This is a genomic window from Sulfurospirillum oryzae (assembly GCF_025770725.1).
GTDB classification, from domain to species: Bacteria; Campylobacterota; Campylobacteria; order Campylobacterales; family Sulfurospirillaceae; genus Sulfurospirillum; species Sulfurospirillum oryzae.
In genome coordinates this window covers 34,244-54,228 of sequence record NZ_JANZKZ010000006.1, presented here as the reverse complement: position 1 = coordinate 54,228, position 19,985 = coordinate 34,244, and the positions used below count along the sequence as shown (strand labels likewise).

General features: G+C 40.0%; 19 protein-coding genes. 9 read left to right on the top strand and 10 right to left on the bottom strand.

Annotation, left to right across the window (positions count from 1 at the left end; genetic code table 11):
- Positions 1 to 45 precede the first annotated feature (45 nt).
- On the bottom strand, positions 46 to 1,509 hold the full coding sequence (locus tag N0B29_RS12330) for an NAD(P)/FAD-dependent oxidoreductase (RefSeq protein ID WP_263834025.1): 1,464 nt from the start codon (positions 1,507 to 1,509) through the stop codon (positions 46 to 48).
- 186 nt (positions 1,510 to 1,695) lie between these two features.
- On the opposite strand from N0B29_RS12330, the gene N0B29_RS12325 reads away from it, so the two are divergent.
- Positions 1,696 to 2,238, top strand: coding sequence for a 6-carboxytetrahydropterin synthase (locus N0B29_RS12325; RefSeq protein ID WP_263834024.1), 543 nt, complete (start codon positions 1,696 to 1,698; stop codon positions 2,236 to 2,238).
- A 150-nt stretch (positions 2,239 to 2,388) separates the two neighbouring features.
- Here N0B29_RS12325 and dut read toward each other — a convergent pair whose 3' ends face one another.
- From dut to N0B29_RS12305, 4 genes are read right to left on the bottom strand one after another with little or no spacing between them, the layout of a single operon-like run.
- Positions 2,389 to 3,087, bottom strand: a complete 699-nt coding sequence (dut, locus tag N0B29_RS12320; protein ID WP_263834023.1) for a dUTPase — start codon at positions 3,085 to 3,087, stop codon at positions 2,389 to 2,391.
- Between the two features lie 35 nt (positions 3,088 to 3,122).
- On the bottom strand, positions 3,123 to 3,896 hold the full coding sequence (locus N0B29_RS12315) for a patatin-like phospholipase family protein (RefSeq protein WP_263834022.1): 774 nt from the start codon (positions 3,894 to 3,896) through the stop codon (positions 3,123 to 3,125).
- A complete protein-coding gene (locus N0B29_RS12310; RefSeq protein WP_263834021.1) occupies positions 3,881 to 4,654 on the bottom strand; it encodes a UDP-2,3-diacylglucosamine diphosphatase in 774 nt (257 codons plus the stop codon). Before N0B29_RS12310 ends, N0B29_RS12315 begins: the two co-directional genes overlap by 16 nt.
- Entirely contained in the window at positions 4,651 to 6,048 is a 1,398-nt protein-coding gene (locus N0B29_RS12305; RefSeq protein ID WP_263834020.1) for a PhoH family protein, read from the bottom strand. The genes N0B29_RS12310 and N0B29_RS12305 overlap by 4 nt, the downstream gene beginning before the upstream one ends.
- A gap of 188 nt (positions 6,049 to 6,236) precedes the next feature.
- Here N0B29_RS12305 and N0B29_RS12300 point away from each other — a divergent pair, with 188 nt between their 5' ends.
- From N0B29_RS12300 to N0B29_RS12290, 3 genes are all read left to right on the top strand, one after another.
- A complete protein-coding gene (locus N0B29_RS12300; RefSeq protein ID WP_263834019.1) occupies positions 6,237 to 7,631 on the top strand; it encodes a cation:proton antiporter in 1,395 nt (464 codons plus the stop codon).
- Between the two features lie 75 nt (positions 7,632 to 7,706).
- Entirely contained in the window at positions 7,707 to 8,138 is a 432-nt protein-coding gene (locus N0B29_RS12295) for a bacteriohemerythrin (RefSeq protein ID WP_263834018.1), read from the top strand.
- Positions 8,135 to 8,548, top strand: a complete 414-nt coding sequence (locus N0B29_RS12290) for a pyridoxamine 5'-phosphate oxidase family protein (protein WP_263834017.1) — start codon at positions 8,135 to 8,137, stop codon at positions 8,546 to 8,548. Before N0B29_RS12295 ends, N0B29_RS12290 begins: the two co-directional genes overlap by 4 nt.
- Positions 8,549 to 8,712: 164 nt before the next feature.
- Here N0B29_RS12290 and sstT read toward each other — a convergent pair whose 3' ends face one another.
- Both sstT and luxS read right to left on the bottom strand, forming a co-directional pair.
- Positions 8,713 to 9,921 (bottom strand): serine/threonine transporter SstT, encoded by a 1,209-nt coding sequence (gene sstT / locus N0B29_RS12285; protein WP_263834016.1) that lies wholly within the window; start codon positions 9,919 to 9,921, stop codon positions 8,713 to 8,715.
- 111 nt (positions 9,922 to 10,032) lie between these two features.
- Entirely contained in the window at positions 10,033 to 10,533 is a 501-nt protein-coding gene (gene luxS / locus N0B29_RS12280; protein ID WP_263834015.1) for an S-ribosylhomocysteine lyase, read from the bottom strand.
- A gap of 84 nt (positions 10,534 to 10,617) precedes the next feature.
- Here luxS and N0B29_RS12275 point away from each other — a divergent pair, with 84 nt between their 5' ends.
- The 4 genes from N0B29_RS12275 (at position 10,618) to N0B29_RS12260 (ending at position 13,857) form a co-directional block, all read left to right on the top strand.
- Complete coding sequence (locus N0B29_RS12275; protein ID WP_263834014.1) at positions 10,618 to 12,441, top strand: Na/Pi cotransporter family protein; 1,824 nt, start codon at positions 10,618 to 10,620, stop codon at positions 12,439 to 12,441.
- The gene (locus N0B29_RS12270) at positions 12,438 to 12,677 is read left to right on the top strand and encodes a hypothetical protein (protein WP_263834013.1); all 240 of its coding nucleotides are present in this window, start codon (positions 12,438 to 12,440) and stop codon (positions 12,675 to 12,677) included. The genes N0B29_RS12275 and N0B29_RS12270 overlap by 4 nt, the downstream gene beginning before the upstream one ends.
- Complete coding sequence (locus N0B29_RS12265; protein ID WP_263834012.1) at positions 12,670 to 13,440, top strand: hypothetical protein; 771 nt, start codon at positions 12,670 to 12,672, stop codon at positions 13,438 to 13,440. The genes N0B29_RS12270 and N0B29_RS12265 overlap by 8 nt, the downstream gene beginning before the upstream one ends.
- Positions 13,441 to 13,662: 222 nt before the next feature.
- Positions 13,663 to 13,857 (top strand): hypothetical protein, encoded by a 195-nt coding sequence (locus N0B29_RS12260; protein WP_263834011.1) that lies wholly within the window; start codon positions 13,663 to 13,665, stop codon positions 13,855 to 13,857.
- Positions 13,858 to 13,913: 56 nt separating this feature from the next.
- Here N0B29_RS12260 and nifJ read toward each other — a convergent pair whose 3' ends face one another.
- A complete protein-coding gene (nifJ, locus tag N0B29_RS12255) occupies positions 13,914 to 17,471 on the bottom strand; it encodes a pyruvate:ferredoxin (flavodoxin) oxidoreductase (RefSeq protein ID WP_263834010.1) in 3,558 nt (1,185 codons plus the stop codon).
- A 174-nt stretch (positions 17,472 to 17,645) separates the two neighbouring features.
- Complete coding sequence (locus N0B29_RS12250; RefSeq protein ID WP_263834009.1) at positions 17,646 to 18,284, bottom strand: HAD family hydrolase; 639 nt, start codon at positions 18,282 to 18,284, stop codon at positions 17,646 to 17,648.
- 69 nt (positions 18,285 to 18,353) lie between these two features.
- Here N0B29_RS12250 and N0B29_RS12245 point away from each other — a divergent pair, with 69 nt between their 5' ends.
- Positions 18,354 to 19,157, top strand: a complete 804-nt coding sequence (locus N0B29_RS12245) for a DUF4197 domain-containing protein (RefSeq protein WP_263834008.1) — start codon at positions 18,354 to 18,356, stop codon at positions 19,155 to 19,157.
- Positions 19,158 to 19,164: 7 nt separating this feature from the next.
- On the opposite strand, the gene N0B29_RS12240 is transcribed toward N0B29_RS12245, so the two are convergent.
- A complete protein-coding gene (locus tag N0B29_RS12240) occupies positions 19,165 to 19,980 on the bottom strand; it encodes a mechanosensitive ion channel family protein (protein ID WP_263834007.1) in 816 nt (271 codons plus the stop codon).
- Positions 19,981 to 19,985 lie beyond the last annotated feature (5 nt).

Genomic DNA, 19,985 nt, shown 5'->3' with positions numbered 1-19,985 from the left:
TGTCACGCATTCAAAGCAAAGCTTCTCATGCTACGCTAAAGCACTTTATTCAGGAATGATGGACCAAAATGGTTTCATTTTCGCTTTCCAGATAAAAGCATGGTGCAAGAGATGTTTTACCCAATGCCCTGCCAGACCAATTTCACCAAATGTTCCACCGAAATCTCTGCCGTAGTCAGGGTATTTTTTATAATTGGGGATAATCGGATACATGGTCATCGCAACAGCCGTTCCTGAGAACAACCCTTTTCCTGCGCTGGCGACACATGCCGCACCCATTTCCGCCATACAAGCACTATGGGTTGGCTCACTAGCACCGCCGATCATATCAACAATGCTTCCAGCAACCGCTTTTCCCATCATGGCACTAGGCATACCTGTACGAGGAGGTGTTGGATTGATCGGTGTTCCATTAGGAGACTTCATCGGTTTAGAGATAATGTGAGGAGGCGCAAACGCGATACCTGCGGCAAAAATGTTTTTGTATTTTTGGTTTTGACACGTTTTTGGCCAATCAGACGCATCCCATGTTTCATAAGGCGCTGTTGCTTTGCTGTAATCACCATCAACAAACATAAAACCACCCGCATTGAACATAGAAGAGGTAATGTCTTCTTCGTTTTTATTAAACGCTTTCATACCCGCACCTGCAAACGGAGGAATAAGCATTGAAAAATCATACGGCTCTTCTTTCATTTCGCCGGCAAGGGTCTCATAATGCACTTTGTCTTTTTCAACTTTATTGACATGCGCTCTGGTGATCCATTTGACATCGCGTTCCGCATACAATGACTCGGCAAATACTTTACCGCTGGTGATGTATCCGCCCATTTTAAGGTGCATTCCGCCAACACCAAAGTCACCTAATTCATACTCATTTGAGATATAAGTAATAGTCGCTTTATCACGAACACCCTCAGCACGTAAGCGATGATCGACATTAAACGTGTACTCAAACGCCGCACCCTGGCACGTACACATACCATGTCCCGTACCGATCAAAATTCTCTTCTCTTCGCCTTTTTTCAAAGCCGCGATAATCTTCTCAAGCTCATCTGCCGCATGTTTTGCGTGTGAAGCAGTACACACAGACACGGTATAACCATTGTCTGGTCCTAAGCCCTCTGTTGCAGCGAAATTGAGTCTTGGTCCTGTAGCATTAACAAGAAAGTCATAAATTATTTCCTCTTTTTCACCTTCTCGTCCAGCACTGGTGTGTTCTATAGTAACAAAATTTTTACTATTCTCCCCTCTTCCTTCGGGATAAATCATAACAGCTTTTGCTTGTACATAGGTAATTCCAGCCTTTTCATACACCGGTGCCAAATCAAAAAGTACCTCTTCTTGATCCATTTGTCCAACACCTACCCAGATGTTTGATGGTATCCAATTCCACCTACTATTGGGCGTTACAACAATAACCTCATGGGTTTTATTGAGCCATTTTCGCAAAAACTGCGCGGCTGTATGCCCTGCAACACCCGCTCCCAAAACAACAACTTTAGCCATAGATTATCCTTATAAAAAATATGAGTCTTGTTGATTTTATAATATTGAATAGCAAATAAAAGATAAAATAAAATTGTACTATGACAAATCCAGAGTTGTTTAAGATTTAAAAAAGGTTATATTTCTTTATAGTTTATTTTAGATATGATTACACATCATCCTATGAAATAGAAAGGTTACATGTAAATGCTTTGGCAAATTAGTAAAGAGTTTGATTTTTGTTACGGACACCGCGTTTGGTCGCAAGAGCTGGACGCTGAGTTTTCACTGAGTGGGTGTTTAGCATGTCGTCACCTTCATGGTCATCAAGGCAAAATCATCGTTTTTTTACAAAGCAGTGAGCTCAAAAATGGCATGGTCACCGACTTTCATCATCTCAATTGGTTCAAGCTCTTTTTAGACACCACGTTAGATCATAAATTCATCATCGATATTCATGACCCGCTTTTTGAAACATTGTTGCCACATTTTGCAGACAAAAAAAACCTTATTGAAAATGAAGCAGGCTATAAAACTCCCGACTTAAATACGATCACCGATCAACCAAGCCACATCGTAGAGATGTATGAAGGCTACATTATCGTCGATTTTGTGCCAACCAGTGAAAACATTTCAACATGGTTACTCGGTATCATTGCGAAAAAGATGAGTCGTTTGGGAGTGGAAGTCTCACACGTAGAATTTTTAGAAACGCCTAAAAGCAGAAGTATCGTTTACAATAAAAAGTAGGGAAAAGCCCATTAGAGTTCTACAAGAACTCTGTACACATCTTTGAAGCAAAGCTCCAAAGACTACGTTAACACTGTGTTTTGCTCGGCGCAACGCCCGCGCACCTTTGGTGCTTTGACAGCTTGCAATATTAATTTTGCAAGCTGTTTTTTACGCCTTTGGATAGGCTTTTTCGAGCTTTTTATAAAGTGCATCGACCGTTGGAGCAGACTCTCCTTGTAGGAGCGAGAGCATCACTTCGTTGTCCTCTTTGCCATTCCATACTTTGATGTAATGTCCCTCTTTGTACCCATGATCCTGACGGAACTGGTTCAGAACATTTTTTGCCACATAAAATTTATACAATACTTTGAGGTTAATGCCACATTTGCGTGAGAGTGTAAAATACTCACATAAAAGCCCATCGTAAAGGTCTATCTCAAAGCCTGTTGTATCGTGGATAATGCTCTCAATGTCGTTAATAAGCTCCATCGGATCAGCAGAACCTGCGGATAATGGCTCTTTGGTAAATGCTTCAAAACCTTGAACATCCAGTACATCTAAAACGAGTTGTTCGATGTCGCCTTTGCCATTGGTTTTATAATCTTCTAACAATAAACTCATAATAAAATGCCAGATATCGACGATTTCAACGGTGACATTGTCCCAGTCAGTAGGTTTGTTAATGTTTTTCCAATGTTTCCAACTAAAACTATCAATGAGCTCCGCACACTCCATATAAATACATCGTTTCCAGTTAATCATGCGGTTGTTTTTTGTGTACCCATTTTCCCAGCCAATGCCGTTGGTTTCATCGTTCAGCTTTTGCTGAAGGGAGAACATTTGGGTTAAATAATCTTTGCTTGTCATTCTATTCCTTTGATCACATATCACCTTTAAAAAGATTAGATTATACTTTGTTGTGCCATAAAAGTCAAAATAGACTCACTGCCTTTAGCGTAACCTAGCTCAAAACATGCCTCTAATTGCCCAAAAGTAAACAATCCAAAATTATCCAAAGCAGGATCGCTGATGCACAAATCACTCTGCTCTATCTGTTGCTTGGAAGAAGCTAGGATGGAGAGATAAATCGCCCGCTCAAAACTGGAAAAAAGTGTCCCTTTTGATTTTACATGTAAAGGAAAAAGGTTGACACTAACGATAGGATTGCCAAGCCCTAAAAGTGGCTCTACGGGTAAATTGTCCATAAACCCACCATCAATAAGCATATAATTTTCATACGCGATGGGGCGAAAAATAGGAATGAGTGCAGAGCTTGCAATGGCGAGCTTTATCGTTTCACCCTGAGAAAAACGTACGATCTCACCACTAGGAAGATCCACACAGGTTATAAAGGTTGGGATTGGCATCTGCTCTAAGCGAGAAATAGGTGCTATCTCTTTTAAAATAGTTGCCTTTTCATTGATGCGAAGAAGTCCTTTTCGAAAATAGTTAAAGTGAAACACTTTGCGAAACGCTTTGCTTTTAAAAATGCGAATCATATCAAATGCGCTCACACCCGATCCTACGCCTGCGGCAATGACCGCACCAATGCTGGTACCTGAAACGGCAGCTATCTCTACATCGTGCCTCTCAAAGGCGGCAATGACGCCTAAATGAAACGCGCCCCTAGCCGCCCCTCCTGAAAGCGCAAGTGATATTTTCAATGTCCCAGCCATCGTATAATCCTAAATTCACCCTCTAAGGTCTCAACGATTGCCGTGCAGGACTCGACCCAATCGCCACAATTTAAATACTTTATACCCTCAATATCCCTGATTTCTGCCTTATGAATATGCCCGCAAATCACGCCATCGTAGTGATGTCGTTTGGCATGTTCACTGAGGATGTGCTCAAAATCCGTAATAAAAGAGATGGAGCTTTTGACATTATCTTTGACATACTTAGAAAGCGACCAGTGGCTGTGGTAACGAAGCTTCTTACGAAACCAACCAATGACTTGATTGATGTTAAGAAGAAGATCGTACCCCAAATCGCCCAAAATGGCGAGCCACCTTTTCGTCATCGTAATGCTGTCAAAAAAATCACCATGCGTAATGAAAAAACGCTCTTTGTTGAGGCTCATATACTCTACCTCATCGACTACTTTGATGTGATCTCCCAATCCCAAAGGTAAAAAAGAGCGTAAAAAGTCATCGTGATTGCCAGTGATATAGTAAACGTTTGTGCCTTTACGTGCTTTTCTGAGCACTTTTTGAATAACATCGGAGTGTGACTGCGCCCATTTGATTTTGCGCTTAATCGCCCAGCCATCAATGACATCGCCGACTAAGTAGAGGTTTTCCGAATGAGAGTATTTTAAAAATTCCAAAAGCTCCTCCGCTTGGGAAAAACGTGTTCCCAAGTGAAGGTCAGAGATAAAGATGGAGCGAAAAATGATCGGGTCTTCATCCCCACTAAATTGGTATTTGGTCATTTGTGTTTGTCGCCATCCCCAAAAATATCATCGGCAAAGTGCGAGAATTTACCGCGTACCGATTTGTCTAACTCTATCGCAAAAAGCGAAATGTGTGTCTGCGGTTTTTTGGTCTGTTTTAACAGTGATGTCAAACCGTTGTTAAAGCGGTTAAGATACATATTGTCGATCTGTCTGTTTGAACCAATCACGATGGCTTTACAGTTGTTATCAAGGCGCGATAAAATGAGCTGTGTGGTGTTATTTGAGCTGTTTTGCCACTCGTCTAAGATGACGATGGCATTTGAGAGTGTACGACCTCTCGCTTCACCTGGCCAGAGCTTTTCGATGTTGTACTTGGTCATGAGCTCCTGTACTTTTTTCTCTATCGCTACTTGCGGTTCTTGCGTATTATCGCGCTTTTTCATCCGTTTTTTAGCGATAAATTCAAGCGTATCATACAGTGCCATATTGTAGATGCGGAACTTCTCATCGTTACCTGAAAGATAGCCAACGTCCGCACCTTTATCAACGCTTTCGATGGAGTTTCTAACATAGACAATTTTCTCGTAACTGCCTTTGCTCACAAGCCTCATCGCGGCAACAAACGCCATCAAAGTTTTACCGCTACCTGCACGGGCATCAATGACATGAATGTCGTACATGTTGGAAAGAAGTGCTTTCATAAAAAACTTCTGTTTGAGGTTGATCGGTTTGACTTCTAAGCCTCTAAAATCAAGCTCTTCGTTGAGCATGTGGATGATACCACCAGGGGAAATAATGGCGTGTTCAGAGTTACCATCGCTACTGACAAACTCGTAGCAATAATTTCCACTGTTATATTCTGGATCATACTCCTGAATCAGCTTTTTATCGAGTGTATTGAAAAGTGCTGAGTCGATGGGAAGTTGTTTTACAAACTCAAACTCTGGCACATCGCTTCGATCTTCACGCAAGGATTCAACGGTGACATTGTAGAAAAGTCCAAACATACGCGCATAAACGTCTAAGGAGAGAAAAATCACTTTATAATCAGGGTAGTACGTCTGAGCACCCGATGCCACTTCGAGAATACGCTTGTCGTTGGATTCATTGATAAATTGCGAGTCTATATCGGAGTTGTAAACTGTCTTGGAGAAGAGGTGAATCGCAATATCTTCTTCATAGCGCATCTTAACCACACGAAAAAGCTCACCACTGTCGACCTCTTCTACTTTGCAGGAAGCCAGCATTCTAGCAAAACTTCTGGCTTGGTAACCCAGTTCCGTGAAGTTCTTTTTAAAATCTTCCAGCTCTATAAGCACCGTTTCTGGGATTACAATGATGTTGTTGCCGCCATCACACAACTCTTTAATAAAATTGGTATTGTGCAAGATAATGTTGGTATCGAGCACATAAACTTTGTTGACTGACATCCCACTTCCTTTCATGCGATAATTCTATGAAAACATTATATCAACTTGGTAACAAAAGGGATGGTTTTTTATTGAGCATTTTCTTTTACATGTAAAGAGTTCAGAGCGCTTAAGAATTCGAGCAAACCCCCTATGCTATAATTGAATCTTATATCTAAGTGTCTCTCTTAGATTCAAGGAGGTTATCGATGGATCGCTCTATGAAAATTTATCTCTTTTCACTGCTTCTTTTTGGTGGTGGTATCTTTTTAGTTATAAACTATGGCAATGCCCTTTATATAGGCACAGGATTCATTTCGGAGCCTGTTTCAGTTGGAAGTTTTTGGGATAATCTACAAACGACATTTACCAAGCAACTTTCCCATCCACTCGCACTTTTGTTGGTGCAGATCATCGTTATTATGGGTGCAGCTCGTACCTTTGGCATTTTGATTTCCAAACTTTCGCAACCGCCCGTTATCGGTGAGATTTTTGCAGGTGTCCTTCTTGGACCGTCTCTCTTGGGTCTTGTTTTTCCAGAGTTCTCAGCACTACTGTTTCCTAAAAGTTCATTCCAGAACCTACACTTTTTAAGCCAAATTGGTCTGCTTCTGTTTATGTTTGTCGTGGGAATGGAGCTTGACTTTGACAAACTCAAACAACAGAGTAAAGCTTCTATTGTGATTAGTCATATCAGCATTATCTTTCCCTTTTTCTTGGGGACTATACTTGCTTATGTTATTTATCCCTCTTTTGCTTCCTCTTCAGTCACGTTTACTGCTTTTGCACTTTTCATCGGCATCGCGATGAGCATTACTGCCTTTCCAGTACTTGCGCGTATTCTCAAAGACCGCAACCTTACCAAAACCTCTTATGGCGCGATGGCACTCACGTGTGCAGCGGCAGATGATGCAACGGCATGGTACATCTTAGCCATTGTTATTTCCGTTTCAACATCAACCAATCTTTTAATGTCAGTGCTTATGCTGATTCCTATTGTTATCTATATCATGGTGATGCTGTTTATCATCAAACCTTTTTTACGAAGTCTTGGTAAACAAATGCACGAAACACTTGACATGAAAGTTACCACCATTGTTTTAGTCATTTTACTAGCAAGTTCTCTTACGACAGAATTATTGGGTATTCATGCCCTTTTTGGTGCGTTTATGGCAGGTGTTATGATGCCCTCAACCAGCGAGAGTGAGCTTAAAGAACGCATTGCCCCTCGTTTAGAGTATGTGAGTCTGCTCGTACTTTTACCGCTTTTCTTTGCCCTTACAGGACTCCGCACACAGATCAATTTACTTGAATCTCAACATTTGATGATCTGTCTGGCTATCATTGTGGTTGCAGTTGTGGGTAAATTTATCGGTAGTGCTATTGCGAGCCGTTTTATGAAAATCTCATGGAAAGACTCTCTTGCCATCGGCGCGCTAATGAACACAAGAGGACTTATGGAGTTGGTTGTTTTAAACATCGGCTATGAGCTAGGCATTTTATCCCCTATTTTATTTACGATGTTCGTCATTATGGCACTTGTAACCACGTTTATGACAGGACCTCTTTTATACCTCATCGACTTAGGATTTAAAAAGCACTAGAGTTTTCTAGTGCTTTACACGTAAAAAACTCAAACCATGCTAAAATAGTGTAAAATTATTTTATGAGGAATATAAGTGATCATTGAATGGGATGAGCGATATAGCGTACATCATGAACTGCTAGACCTTCAACATCAAGAGCTATTTGAGCTTGCCAAAACGGTGCAAAAGCTTGATGCCGCTACAACAACTAAAGCTGAACTTTCTAAACTTTTCAAAGAATTTTACGACTATATGGCGAAACATTTTAAAGAAGAGGAAGCGTATATGCAAAGCATTCACTATCCTCTGTACATTAAACATCGCAAACTACATGAAAGTATCATCGAGGGAATGAATAAAATTCTCAAAGAGAAAAAAACCATTGAAGAGTTACAAACCAGCATGCAGATGATTGCGAAAAAATGGCTCGCAGAACACATTTTGGAGAATGATCTCAAAATTGAAAAGTGGCGTAAAAGTATCACGGTTACAGATGAAGACCTCAAGGGTGGTACCCCTTTATGATCGATGAGACTATTACCACTTTTTTAAAAAAACATCATCTTCTAAACTTGGCAACATGTAAAGACAATCTCCCCTATTGCGCCACCTGTTTTTATGCGTTTGTTGAACCAAGTGCTACCTTTGTCATTGCAACTGATGAGAAGACAAGGCACGGACGTGAAGCGCTGGAAAATGCACACGTGGCAGGCAGTGTTGCACTAGAGACAAAACTTGTTGGGAAAATTCAAGGGGTGCAGTTTACGGGAGTGTTTAGAGAAGCCAATGACGTGGAGGAAAAAGCCTATTTTAAACGCTTTCCTTATGCGATTGCGATGCGACCTCATCTTTGGAGCATTGAGATACGCTATCTTAAATTCACAGACAACACATTGGGATTTGGCAAAAAATTGGAGTTTTTTGCCTCCAATTAAGTGCCAAACCTTTTTACATGTAATAGACTTCTTGCAAAACTACATTTACAAGAAGAAAAGCACCAAAGGTGCGTGGGCTTTCTGCCGAAGAAAACTTAGTGTTAACGTAGTTTTCGAAGCTTAGCTTCGAAAACGTGTTGAGAGTTCTTCAAGAACTCTCCTATTTAAATATTCAGTGGTTTTGTTGAACACGCCGCGGTAAAGACAACGTCTGTTGAACTGTTTAGTGCGGTTTCTGTTGAGTCTTGAATCACGCCAATCAAAAAGCCAATCGCCACAACTTGCATCGCCAATTGATCGCTAATACCAAAAAGTCCACATGCCAATGGAATCAACAACAATGATCCACCCGCAACGCCTGAAACACCTGCTGCTGCGATGCTTGAGACGACACTCAAAAGCAATGCGGTTGGAATATCCACCGAAATACCGAGTGTATTAACCGTTGCAAGCGTTAAGACCGTAATGGTAACGGCTGCGCCTGCCATATTGGCGGTTGCGCCCAAAGGAATAGAGATCGAGTAAGTATCTTCATCCAACCCGAGTCTTTTGCACAGTGCCATATTGACAGGAATGTTTGCCGCCGAACTTCTGGTAAAAAATGCCGTAACGCCGCTCTCTTTAAGACATAGAAAGACGAGTGGGTAAGGATTTTTGCGCATTTTAATATAGACAATGATGGGATTAAGCACAAGGGCGACAAACACCATAGTGCCGACTAAAACGATCAATAATTTTCCATAACCAAAGAGTGCTGAAAAGCCAGTTTCGGTGAATGTTTCAGCCACAATACCCAAAATACCAAATGGCGCTAAACGAATAACGGCTTGAACAATCTTTGTCATGGCATCACTCGCATCTTGCATCACTGTTTTTGTCTGCTCACTGCTGTAATGAAGCGCAAGTCCTGCTGCAATTGCCCAAGTGAGAACACCAATGTAATTGCCTTTTGCAAGCGCATTAATAGGGTTATCCACCATACTTACTAAAACGCCTTTAATGACTGTAATAATGCTTTGAGGAGGTGTTAAACCAGCATCTGCGCCATTGGCTAATACTAATGTTAAAGGGAAAGTAAAACTGACGACAACGGCAATGAGTGCGGATAAAAATGTACCAATGGCGTAGAGTTTAACGATAGGCTTAATGTTTGTCTGAACACCCACCGGCTTGGTTGCAATCGCTGTTGCGACCAACACTAAAACCAAAATAGGTGCAACGGCTTTAAGTGCCCCTACAAAAAGTGTACCTAAAATTGAAACAGCCTGTGCTGCTGTTGGAGAAATAAGAGCGATTATAACGCCCACCACCATACCAATGAGAATCTGAACAATCAGATTGCCCTCTTTATACCTTGCAACTAAACGCTCCATTGTGTTCCTTTAAGACGCTTACGCATCGCTCTAAGATGTCAATAACCAAGGCTTAAACAATGCCCCAAATTATTTTAACATCTCAAAGCGACCTCAATGGGACGAAAATTTTTAGAGTTTTGACGTATCGAGCTTTAACGCTTCATTATCCATTACACCAATCCCTGAGGAAAGAATACTCGAAGCAATCGTATGTGCCTCTTCTAGCGAGTGCATTTTATAGGTTCCGCATTGGTAGACATTAAGCTCAGGAATGTCATTTTCACTCTTTACATGTAAAATATCATTCATCGAAGCTTTCCACGCTTCTACCACGCGGGAAGCCTCAGGTGAGCCAATTAAACTCATGTAAAAACCGGTACGACACCCCATCGGTGAAATATCGATAATCTCAACACCTGCTCCATTCAAATGGTTGCGCATAAAACCCGCAAAAAGATGTTCCAACGTGTGAATACCACGTTCTGGCAAAATAGCTTGGTTAGGTTTGCAAAAACGAAGATCAAATACGGTAATTTCGTCACCGTGAGGTGTTTTCATCGTTTTAGCAACTCTGACTGCAGGAGCTGGCATTTTGACGTGATCTACACAGAAACTATCAAGTAATGGCATTTTAAGTCCTTTTATTAATGAATTTTCTTTAAAAAAGTGTACAATAATTTCCCATATACCATACTTTACATGTAAAGGAATATTTTGAAACGACTGTTCCTTATTGTGGTGATTATCGCCCTGTCGTATACTTTTTTTCAAAGTCAGAACATGCTCCATATTGCAGCAGGCGTGGCAATCTTTTTGTTTGGTATGCAAAGTTTAGAAGAAGGGTTTCGCTTCTTTGTCGGTGGTCTTCTCGACAAGTTTCTCAAAAAAATCACACATAATCTTTACCGAAGTATTCTCTTTGGCGCACTGATTACGACACTCATGCAGTCAAGTGGATTAGCCGCTGTTATCGCCATCTCTTTTATCAGTGCTGGACTCATTAGTGTTGCACAAGGTATTGGTATCATTTTAGGCGGCAATATTGGCACGACCACTGGTGCTTGGCTCATCGCAGGATTAGGGCTTAAAATCAGCATTGCCACCTACGCACTTCCAATGCTTGTCTTTGGAACTTTATTTATTTTTCAAGAAAGTAAACGTCTTAAAGGCATTGGTTATGCCCTTGCTGGGATTGGTTTTTCCTTTTTAGGAATTGCTTATATGAAAGAAGGGTTTGACGCGTTTAAAGCAACGATTGATCTTACCCAATACTCCGCCGATGGGTTCAAAGGTTTGCTTCTTTTTGCTTTTATCGGTGCTGGCATAACCATCATTATGCAATCCTCTCATGCCTCCTTAGTCTTGATTCTCACAGCACTCTCCGCTTCACAGATTACCTATGAAAACGCGATTGCGCTGACCATTGGTGCCAATATTGGAACGACCATTACCGCGATCATTGGTGCGCTTGGTGCTAGTTTTGAAGGTAAAAAACTTGCGGGTGCGCACTTTTTAATTAACAGTCTCACAGGCTTTCTACTCATTTGGTTTGTCCCACAATTTATTCATTTTATCGATATTACAGCTCCATTTTTTGGCATTCCAGCACATGATTACACGCTGAAACTTGCTTTGTATCATACCTACTTCAATCTTATCTGTGTGCTTTTATTTGCGCCTGTGGTGCATGGACTTGTCGCTCTTTTAAACCACTTATTCAAACCTGAAAAAGTAGTCGAAAGTGAGAGAGATGATGTTCTTTTTATCAACGATGTCGCACTTGATTTCCCCGATACCGCGCAAATAACACTTCTCAAAGAGACCAAGCATCTTTACAATAATGTTTTTGACATCATTGCCAAAGGGATGAGCGTGACGAAAGAAGACATTACTTCGGGTATGGAGATAGACGATATTTTAAAACTACGCAATAAAGCAATACAAGTCAATATGGATGAGTATTATGAAAAACGTATCAAAGAGATTTATGGCAAAATCATTAACTTTGCAATTCTTGCACAAGGTAAATTTTCCGATGAAAGTAACCGAAATTTAATACCTATTAAAAATGCCACCATCGGCATGGTTGAAGCTTTTAAAGCCTCTAAACACATGCAAAAAAATATGCTTCGTTACCTCGAATCAGACAATGATGACATTAAAAATGAATACAACCATATTCGCAGAAACCTCATTAAGCATCTGCGCAATATGCAGCTGATTATTAACACAACCGAAGAAGATGTAGCTGTTTTACTTCTGAGCAAACTTCAGCTTGATGCTCAGAAATATGATATTGCGGCAAATAAATCACTCGATAATCTTATTCGTACCAATAAAATTACCTATACAATGGCAACATCCTTGATGAACGATACCACATACGCTTATACCATTGCTTCGGAACTCACAAAAGTAGCCCATGTTCTTTTCATCCATGCCGATACAGAGTTCTCAGAAGGTCGCGAAGCTTTGATCTTAAATGAGAACGAAGTAACCGATCTAACGCATACAACCGAGCCAAGGAGTACCTCATGAATGGCTTAAAATTTATTCAGAAAATCAAAGATATTTTTGGCATAACTGTTCAAAATGAAGAGAGTACAAAAAAACAGACCATTAAAGAGCTTCTTAAAAAACTGAAACTCAGACGCATTACACTCAAGAAAGAGCTTAAAGATGAAAGTGATCTTATCAAACGTGAAGCGATTCACGATAGCATCAAAATCATCAAAAAGCAGATCAATAAAGGAAAGGAACTTTTGGATGGTTAGACTCTGCTTTTTTTTGGTTTTTTTTCTTTGCGGTTGCGCTACAACCAACACAAACCCGCAAGAAAAAATAGGTGAAGTGCTACAATCTCATGGTGCGGCATCGTTGCATTATGACTATAGCAAGGTTATTGAAAACCTTATTACCTATAAAGAAAAGCTTGACCTTCGCAACCCAAAAAGTTACAGTAAAGAGAGCCAAAGTTTTATCCTTAACGAAATGCGCACCTCAAAAAATAGTATTCGCATGAAGTACAATGGTGTCTCTTTGAAATCTTACGATGACTATTTGCGCATAGCCTTTGATAAAAACAGTAATATCCCCGATCGAAATGATTTTCTCATCATTGGACTCTATAAATTGATTTGGGAAACCTATAAAATTGGAGAAGGTCATCAAATCACCACACTGACGTATGATCAAGAGGCTTTTAAAAAGCTCTACTATTACCTTGAAGTCGTGAAATGGAAAGTTAAAACGGCAAAAGATAAAAACGATAATTACCTCTTCTTAACGTGGCAAAACAACTGGCAAGTCGAGTTTCAAAATAGAGCCCACGCCGGAGAACAACCCTCTTGGGAGATGATCCAAAATCTTGCCTTTATCAAAAATCATAAAGAGAGTATTTTAGACCCCTCCAACTTTAACTTTGAAGTTCTGCTAAGCCAAATCATCTTTCAAGTTAAAAACAGTGCTAGAGTTATTGGAAAAGAGCCTGTGGATATTGGTATTGAAGCGATGATTAGCGTGGTTTTATTTTTATAGGCGTTTTTACAAAACGCTTGACGCCAACAAGCAAACCTCTTTTGGCTACGTTACACTAGGTTACTAAAGCTTGCCAACGATGTTGGCAGAATTAACTTTTATAGGCATTTTTACAAAACGCTTGACGCCAACAAGCAAAAGCTTACATGTAAACTTGATCTCGCTCAATCTTTTCTACTTTTTTTTTAACTATAATACCCAAAACTTAACAAGGAGCCTTTTATGGAAATTAACAATATTCAAGTGTGTAATGTTTGCTTGAGATCAAGTGACGAGAGCGCTGGTGCTGTGTTTATTAAAGCGATGAAGAATGGTGAAGAGATTCATGTCTGTACAGGCTGTATTCCTCATATCATTCATGGAAGTGGCGATGTGGTCAAATCAAACGCACAAGTGAGTGCGGAAGTACAAAAATAAAGTAAAGGAGAAGAAAAACTCTTCTCCTTTTTTCTCTCCTAAATGAGAGGACTTTCTTAGCCCTCTAACTCATTTGAAAAATCCGCACTTGCTAAACGATTTAATTGTCTCCATCTGCGTTGTGCATCTTTTTTATTGTGCTCAAAAAGTGCTTGAGCATGCTCTGGATTTGACTTTTTAAGTGACGCATAACGTACTTCGTTCATCAAGAAATCATCATACAATGACCAATCAGGCTCTTTTCCTGTAATTTTAACAGGATTTTTACCCTCTTTTTCAAGGCGAGGATCATACGTATAAATTGGCCAGTAACCACACTTCGTTGCAAGTTCACCTTGCGTTCCAGAGTGACCCATACCACCTTTAATTCCGTGTGCAATACATGGAGAATACGCAATGATAAGTGAAACGCCGTTGTAAGCCTCAGCTGCTTCAAATGCTTTAATGGTTTGTGCTGCAGATGCATTAGAGTTGATCTGTGCAACAAAAACGTTACCATAAGTCATAGCGATATAACCAAGATCTTTTTTCTGACTAGGCTTTCCTGCTGCTGTAAACTGAGCGATAGACCCCGCACGAGAAGATTTTGAGCTTTGACCACCTGTATTTGAGTAAACCTCAGTATCAAGAACCAAAATGTTAACATCTTCACCACTTGCGATAACATGGTCAAGTCCGCCGTAACCGATGTCATAAGCCCAACCATCTCCACCAAAAATCCATTGTGATTTTTTAGAAATAAATTGTTTGAGGCTTAAGATCACATCTGCACCAGCGGCTGTTGGATTCGCTTCCAACAAAGGAACAAGAAGATCGCGAATTTCAGTACTTTTTACTCTATCATCTCTAAACTCAATCCAGTCTTTATAAAGTGCTGCGATTGCATTTGGAGCTTTCTCAACAGATGCTTCCATCACAGAGTGAACTCTATGGCGCATTGTTTCTGTTGCAACATGCATACCTAGACCAAATTCAGCATTGTCTTCAAAGAGTGAGTTGCCCCATGCAGGACCGTGTCCTTCAGCATTTTTGCGATAAGGTGTAGAAGGTGCTGAACCACCATAAATTGATGAACATCCTGTTGCATTAGCGATCATCATACTATCGCCAAAAAGTCTTGTTGCTAGTGTAATATATGGAGTCTCACCACAACCTGGACATGCTCCATGGAACTCAAAGAGTGGCTGTGCAAATTGTGCGCCTTTAAGCGTACTTTTTGAAAGAATATCATCTTTATACGTTACTTTTTTGAAGAGGTAATCAGCATTTTCTTGTTCACCCGCTTCTAAACTCTCACCCAGTGGAACCATCACAAGTGATTTTTCTTTGGTAGGACATGCTTCAACACAAAGATCACAACCAGTACAATCAAGTGATGAAACTTGGATCTTGTATTTAAAATCTTTAAGCTCTTTTCCTTTAGCATCCAATGCATGTGCTTTTACGCCCGCTGGTGCGAGGGCAAACTCTGCATCATTGATAAGGAATGGACGAATAACCGCATGTGGACATACAAAGGTACATTGATTACATTGAATACAATTCTCTTCAATCCATTTTGGTACCGTTACACCAACACCACGTTTTTCATACTCAGTGGTTCCATGCTCAAATGTACCATCTTCATAACCATTGAAAACAGAAACAGGTAAGCTGTCACCTCGTGCTGCATTGATTGGTTTTGCAATTTTTTCTACAAATGCTGTTCCAACATATTTGTCATCTTCTTTTTTCGCATCTTCAGGAAGATTTGCCCATGATGGATCGACATCTACTTTGACAAGTCCACTTGCACCCACATCGATGGCTTTGTAGTTAAGCTCTACAATCTGCTCACCTTTTTTGTGGTAGGATTTGTACGCTTGTTTTTTCATAAATGCTTGCGCTTGTTCAAAATCAATAATTTCGGCTAGTTTGAAGAATGCTGATTGCATGATGGTATTGCTTCTATTACCAAGACCAATATCACGCGCAAGTTTTGTTGCATTGATAATATAAAAATTTACTTTTTTGTTTGCTAGAATTTTTTTAACACGATTTGGAATTCTTTTGATCGTCTCATCAGCATCCCAGATAGAGTTAAGAAGGAATGTTCCATGCTCTCTGATACCATCAATTACCTCATACAATTCAAGGTATGCAGCCACTGAACAGGCAACAAAGTGCGGGTTAGAGACAAGGTATGTTGAACGAATAGGATGTTTTCCAAAACGTAAGTGTGAACGTGTGAAACCACCTGATTTTTTGGAATCATACGCAAAGTATGCTTGAGCATACATATCTGTCTCGTCACCAATGATTTTAATAGAGCTTTTATTCGCACCTACCGTACCATCAGCACCAAGTCCATAAAACAAGCACTCTTTAGTCTCAGGCTCGCCCAAACTCATTTTTTCTTTAACGTCAAGTGATTTAAACGTAACGTCATCAACAATACCTACAGTAAAGTCGTTTTTAGGTTCAGCAAGTTTAAGGTTTTCGAAAACGGCTAACATTTGTGCTGGATCAACGTCTTTTGAAGAAAGACCATAACGTCCACCCACAATGATAGGCGCATTTTTATGACCATAGAAAGCTGCTCTCATATCAAGATACAATGGCTCGCCGATTGATCCTGCTTCTTTAGTACGATCAAGTACTGAAATCTTTTTAACAGATTCAGGCATAACATCCATAAGGTATTTGATACTAAATGGACGGTAAAGGTGTGGCGTAATCAAACCTACTTTTTCGCCTTTACTCATTAAATAATCAATAGTTTCTTTCAAACACTCAGTCACTGAACCCATCGCAACAACGATACGATCAGCATCTTTTGCACCATAATAGGTGAAAGGTTTATAATCGCGTCCTGTCTCTTTTGAGATTTCAGCCATATAATGGGCTACGATGTCAGGCAATGCATCGTAAAATTTATTTTGCGCTTCTCTGCCTTGGAAATAAATATCATCGTTTTGAGCAGTTCCCCTTGTTTTTGGATGTTCTGGGTTAAGAGCTTCATCTCGGAAACGTTGAACCGCTTCTTTGTCTAGCAATCTATCAAAGACAGCATAGTCCATCACTTCAATTTTTTGAATTTCATGTGAAGTTCTGAAACCATCAAAGAAGTGCATAAATGGAACGCGTCCTTTAATCGCACATAAATGCGCAACACCCGCTAAGTCCATAACTTGTTGAACAGAACCTGAAGAAAGCATCGCATAACCTGTTTGGCGTGCGGCATAAACATCTTGATGATCACCAAAGATTGAAAGAGCATGGGTTGCAAGAGTACGAGCACTCACATGGATTACGCTTGGTAACAACTCGCCTGCCATTTTATACATATTTGGGATTTTAAGTAACAAACCTTGTGATGCTGTATACGTTGTGGTAAGGGCACCTGCTTGAAGTGAGCCATGTACGGTTCCAGCAGCACCACCTTCGCTTTGCATCTCAACAACTTTTACAGGCATGCCAAATAAGTTTTTTTTGCCTTGACTTGCCCAAATGTCGGTAAAATCCGCCATTGGAGAAGAAGGTGTAATTGGGTAAATACCAGCAACTTCGGTAAAGGCGTAAGATGCGTATGCAGCAGCTTCGTTACCATCCATAGTTTTCATGACTTTAGCCATTAAATTCCCCTTGTGTTATTTTTTCATTCATTCTTTGGATTGATGATTTTCTCATTCTACTTAGCATTCTCTTAATAACTCATAAATGAAAGCTGAGAGCCTGCAATTTAATGAGAGTTTAACCAAGCCTTACGCAAAATCATAGTCTAAAAATATGATAAAGATATAACAAAACTATGAATGCTTTGCAATCATTTTTACAGCATCAAGTGCATCGTGGACAACAAAAGAAGTGTGTTTTTCGAGTTCATATTTCGTGCTATATCCGCACAAAACGCCAATACCATGAACTCCAGCTTCTTTCGCGCACATCAAATCCATTGGTGTATCACCGACCATCCATGTATGAGCAGGATCTGCATTTAAAGCCAATAAAGCCTTTTGTATAGGTTCAGGATGTGGTTTAGGATGTGTTACATTTTCACGCCCAATCAATACTTTGAAATGGTGCATGACACCTAAATGCTCTAATAATTCTTCTGAATAGTGCGCCGTTTTTGTAGTTACAATACCTAAGGTTGCAATTTTGGAAGCGTGTCTAATGGCTTCAAGGGCAAGGGGCAAAAGTGTTGTTTTTTTACGTGAAATAAGCCTGTAATGCTCTTTGTATGCCAAGACATAATCATTCGCTTCTAACGTGTCAATCCCTAACATCATAAACATCAAATCTAAAGGATGCCCAATCAGTTTTTTGATCTCATCATTCTCAGGTACTTGTCGTCCAAATGTCTCATACGCCACACCAAAGCTCTCAAGAATTGCATCGGTTGAATCAATCAGTGTGCCATCTAAATCAAATAAAATTGTCTTCATTTAAACCCTTAATAGTCCTTTTACATGTAAGGATGTATTATAACTGTAAGACCATTAAAAAGGAGATACATGTTACCAAAGAGCTTTATACTTTTAGCTCCGCTTATGCTTTGTGCAGCGAACTTCCAAGATGCAGTCAATACTGCCATAAGTGCAACATCGGCGCAAAAAACAGCAACTACAAGTAGTTCAGCAAGCACGCAAAGTAGTGCCACTTCAGGTGTTAAAGAAGCCCTCAGTCTTGGGGCCAAACAAGCTGTTTCATTACTTGGAACAGAAGGAGGATTTCTGAACAATAATGCGGTTAAAATTCCTCTTCCTGCCTCTCTCAAACCCGTAGCTACTGCGGCAGAGAAGCTAGGTGGGAAAAGCTATGTGGATGATTTTGTAAAAACCATGAACACAGCAGCATCAAAATCAGTTCCAAAAACGGCTTCTATTTTTAGTGACACCATTTCAACCATGAGTGTTGAAGATGCAAATGCCATTGTCAGTGGCGGAAATACAGCAGCAACCGATTACTTTAAAACAAAAGCAGGAACAAAACTGCTGAGTGCCATTATGCCAATTATTAAAGAGAGTATCAAAGATAGCCAAGTCATGAGTTCATACCAAAGCCTTAAAGGGTTTGCGGGTGGAAGCAATGCAACAGCTGGACTTTCCAATAATGCAATGGTAGGACAAGCCTCATCTATTGCAAAAGGCTTGGGTATGGGTGATGCCGTTCCTAGTGGTGATGAAAATATTGAAGATTATATTGGTCGAAAAACACTCGATGGACTTTTTTATATGATCGCAGAGAAAGAAAAAGCACTTCGCAGCAATCCAATGGCTAGTGGTAGTTCTATCATCCAACAAGTATTTGGAAAATAAGTAGTAATTACGCCTCAGGTGTAGCAGAGATAGGAGGATGAGGAATACTTATCCTCTTTGCATCAAAAGCAAGCTTCACTTTTTCAGTCATAGAAAAACTCACAGTAGCAGAGTCTTCGTTTTTAACCCAAAAACGCACCATAAGCTTTACACTCGTTTGTGCTAATTCACTTACTGCAACAAATGGGACAGGTTCCCTTAGAACATTTGGCTCTTTATCAACAATATCCTGCAACGTCTCTTTTGCTAAACGAAGGTCATCTTCATAACCAATATTAAAAATCAAATCAACGCGCGATGTAGGTTTTGCAGAAAAATTGATAATATTTTTTCCAATTACGGCAGAATTAGGAATAATGATCTGCTTATTATCACCTGTTTTAAGAACAACACTAAAAAGATTCAACTCTTCAACCGTACCATTTTCGCCTGCAACTTGCACAGAGTGACCAATTTTAAAAGGACGGAAAAAAACCAATAAAATACCAGCACCTACATTGGAAAGTGTACCTTGGAGTGCTAAACCAATAGCAAGACCAGCCGTTCCAAGAACCGCTAGAAAAGAGGTGGTGTTAATGCCTAGATTGCTTAGAGCTGCTAGGATTATCACCACCAAGAGACCAAAATAAATCACATTGGAAAAAAAGCTGGTAATAGTCTCATCAATCTTCGACTTGCGCATCCCTTTAACAACAACAGCTGTTAAAAGAGATGCTATTTTTTTACCAACGAAAAAAATCAGTAAAGAAGCAAGTACTTTCACTCCATAAAGAGTGATAAAATTGACAATCACTGTCCAGCTTAGATCCATGTGTAAATTCATTATAA

Coding starts and splice junctions, on each gene's coding strand:
- N0B29_RS12330 (WP_263834025.1), bottom strand. CDS start 1,509: ATGGCTAAAGTTGTTGTTTTGGGAGCGGGTGTTGCAGGGCATACAGCC.
- N0B29_RS12325 (WP_263834024.1), top strand. CDS start 1,696: ATGCTTTGGCAAATTAGTAAAGAGTTTGATTTTTGTTACGGACACCGC.
- dut (WP_263834023.1), bottom strand. CDS start 3,087: ATGACAAGCAAAGATTATTTAACCCAAATGTTCTCCCTTCAGCAAAAG.
- N0B29_RS12315 (WP_263834022.1), bottom strand. CDS start 3,896: ATGGCTGGGACATTGAAAATATCACTTGCGCTTTCAGGAGGGGCGGCT.
- N0B29_RS12310 (WP_263834021.1), bottom strand. CDS start 4,654: ATGACCAAATACCAATTTAGTGGGGATGAAGACCCGATCATTTTTCGC.
- N0B29_RS12305 (WP_263834020.1), bottom strand. CDS start 6,048: ATGTCAGTCAACAAAGTTTATGTGCTCGATACCAACATTATCTTGCAC.
- N0B29_RS12300 (WP_263834019.1), top strand. CDS start 6,237: ATGGATCGCTCTATGAAAATTTATCTCTTTTCACTGCTTCTTTTTGGT.
- N0B29_RS12290 (WP_263834017.1), top strand. CDS start 8,135: ATGATCGATGAGACTATTACCACTTTTTTAAAAAAACATCATCTTCTA.
- sstT (WP_263834016.1), bottom strand. CDS start 9,921: ATGGAGCGTTTAGTTGCAAGGTATAAAGAGGGCAATCTGATTGTTCAG.
- luxS (WP_263834015.1), bottom strand. CDS start 10,533: ATGCCATTACTTGATAGTTTCTGTGTAGATCACGTCAAAATGCCAGCT.
- N0B29_RS12270 (WP_263834013.1), top strand. CDS start 12,438: ATGAATGGCTTAAAATTTATTCAGAAAATCAAAGATATTTTTGGCATA.
- N0B29_RS12265 (WP_263834012.1), top strand. CDS start 12,670: ATGGTTAGACTCTGCTTTTTTTTGGTTTTTTTTCTTTGCGGTTGCGCT.
- N0B29_RS12260 (WP_263834011.1), top strand. CDS start 13,663: ATGGAAATTAACAATATTCAAGTGTGTAATGTTTGCTTGAGATCAAGT.
- nifJ (WP_263834010.1), bottom strand. CDS start 17,471: ATGGCTAAAGTCATGAAAACTATGGATGGTAACGAAGCTGCTGCATAC.
- N0B29_RS12250 (WP_263834009.1), bottom strand. CDS start 18,284: ATGAAGACAATTTTATTTGATTTAGATGGCACACTGATTGATTCAACC.
- N0B29_RS12245 (WP_263834008.1), top strand. CDS start 18,354: ATGTTACCAAAGAGCTTTATACTTTTAGCTCCGCTTATGCTTTGTGCA.
- N0B29_RS12240 (WP_263834007.1), bottom strand. CDS start 19,980: ATGAATTTACACATGGATCTAAGCTGGACAGTGATTGTCAATTTTATC.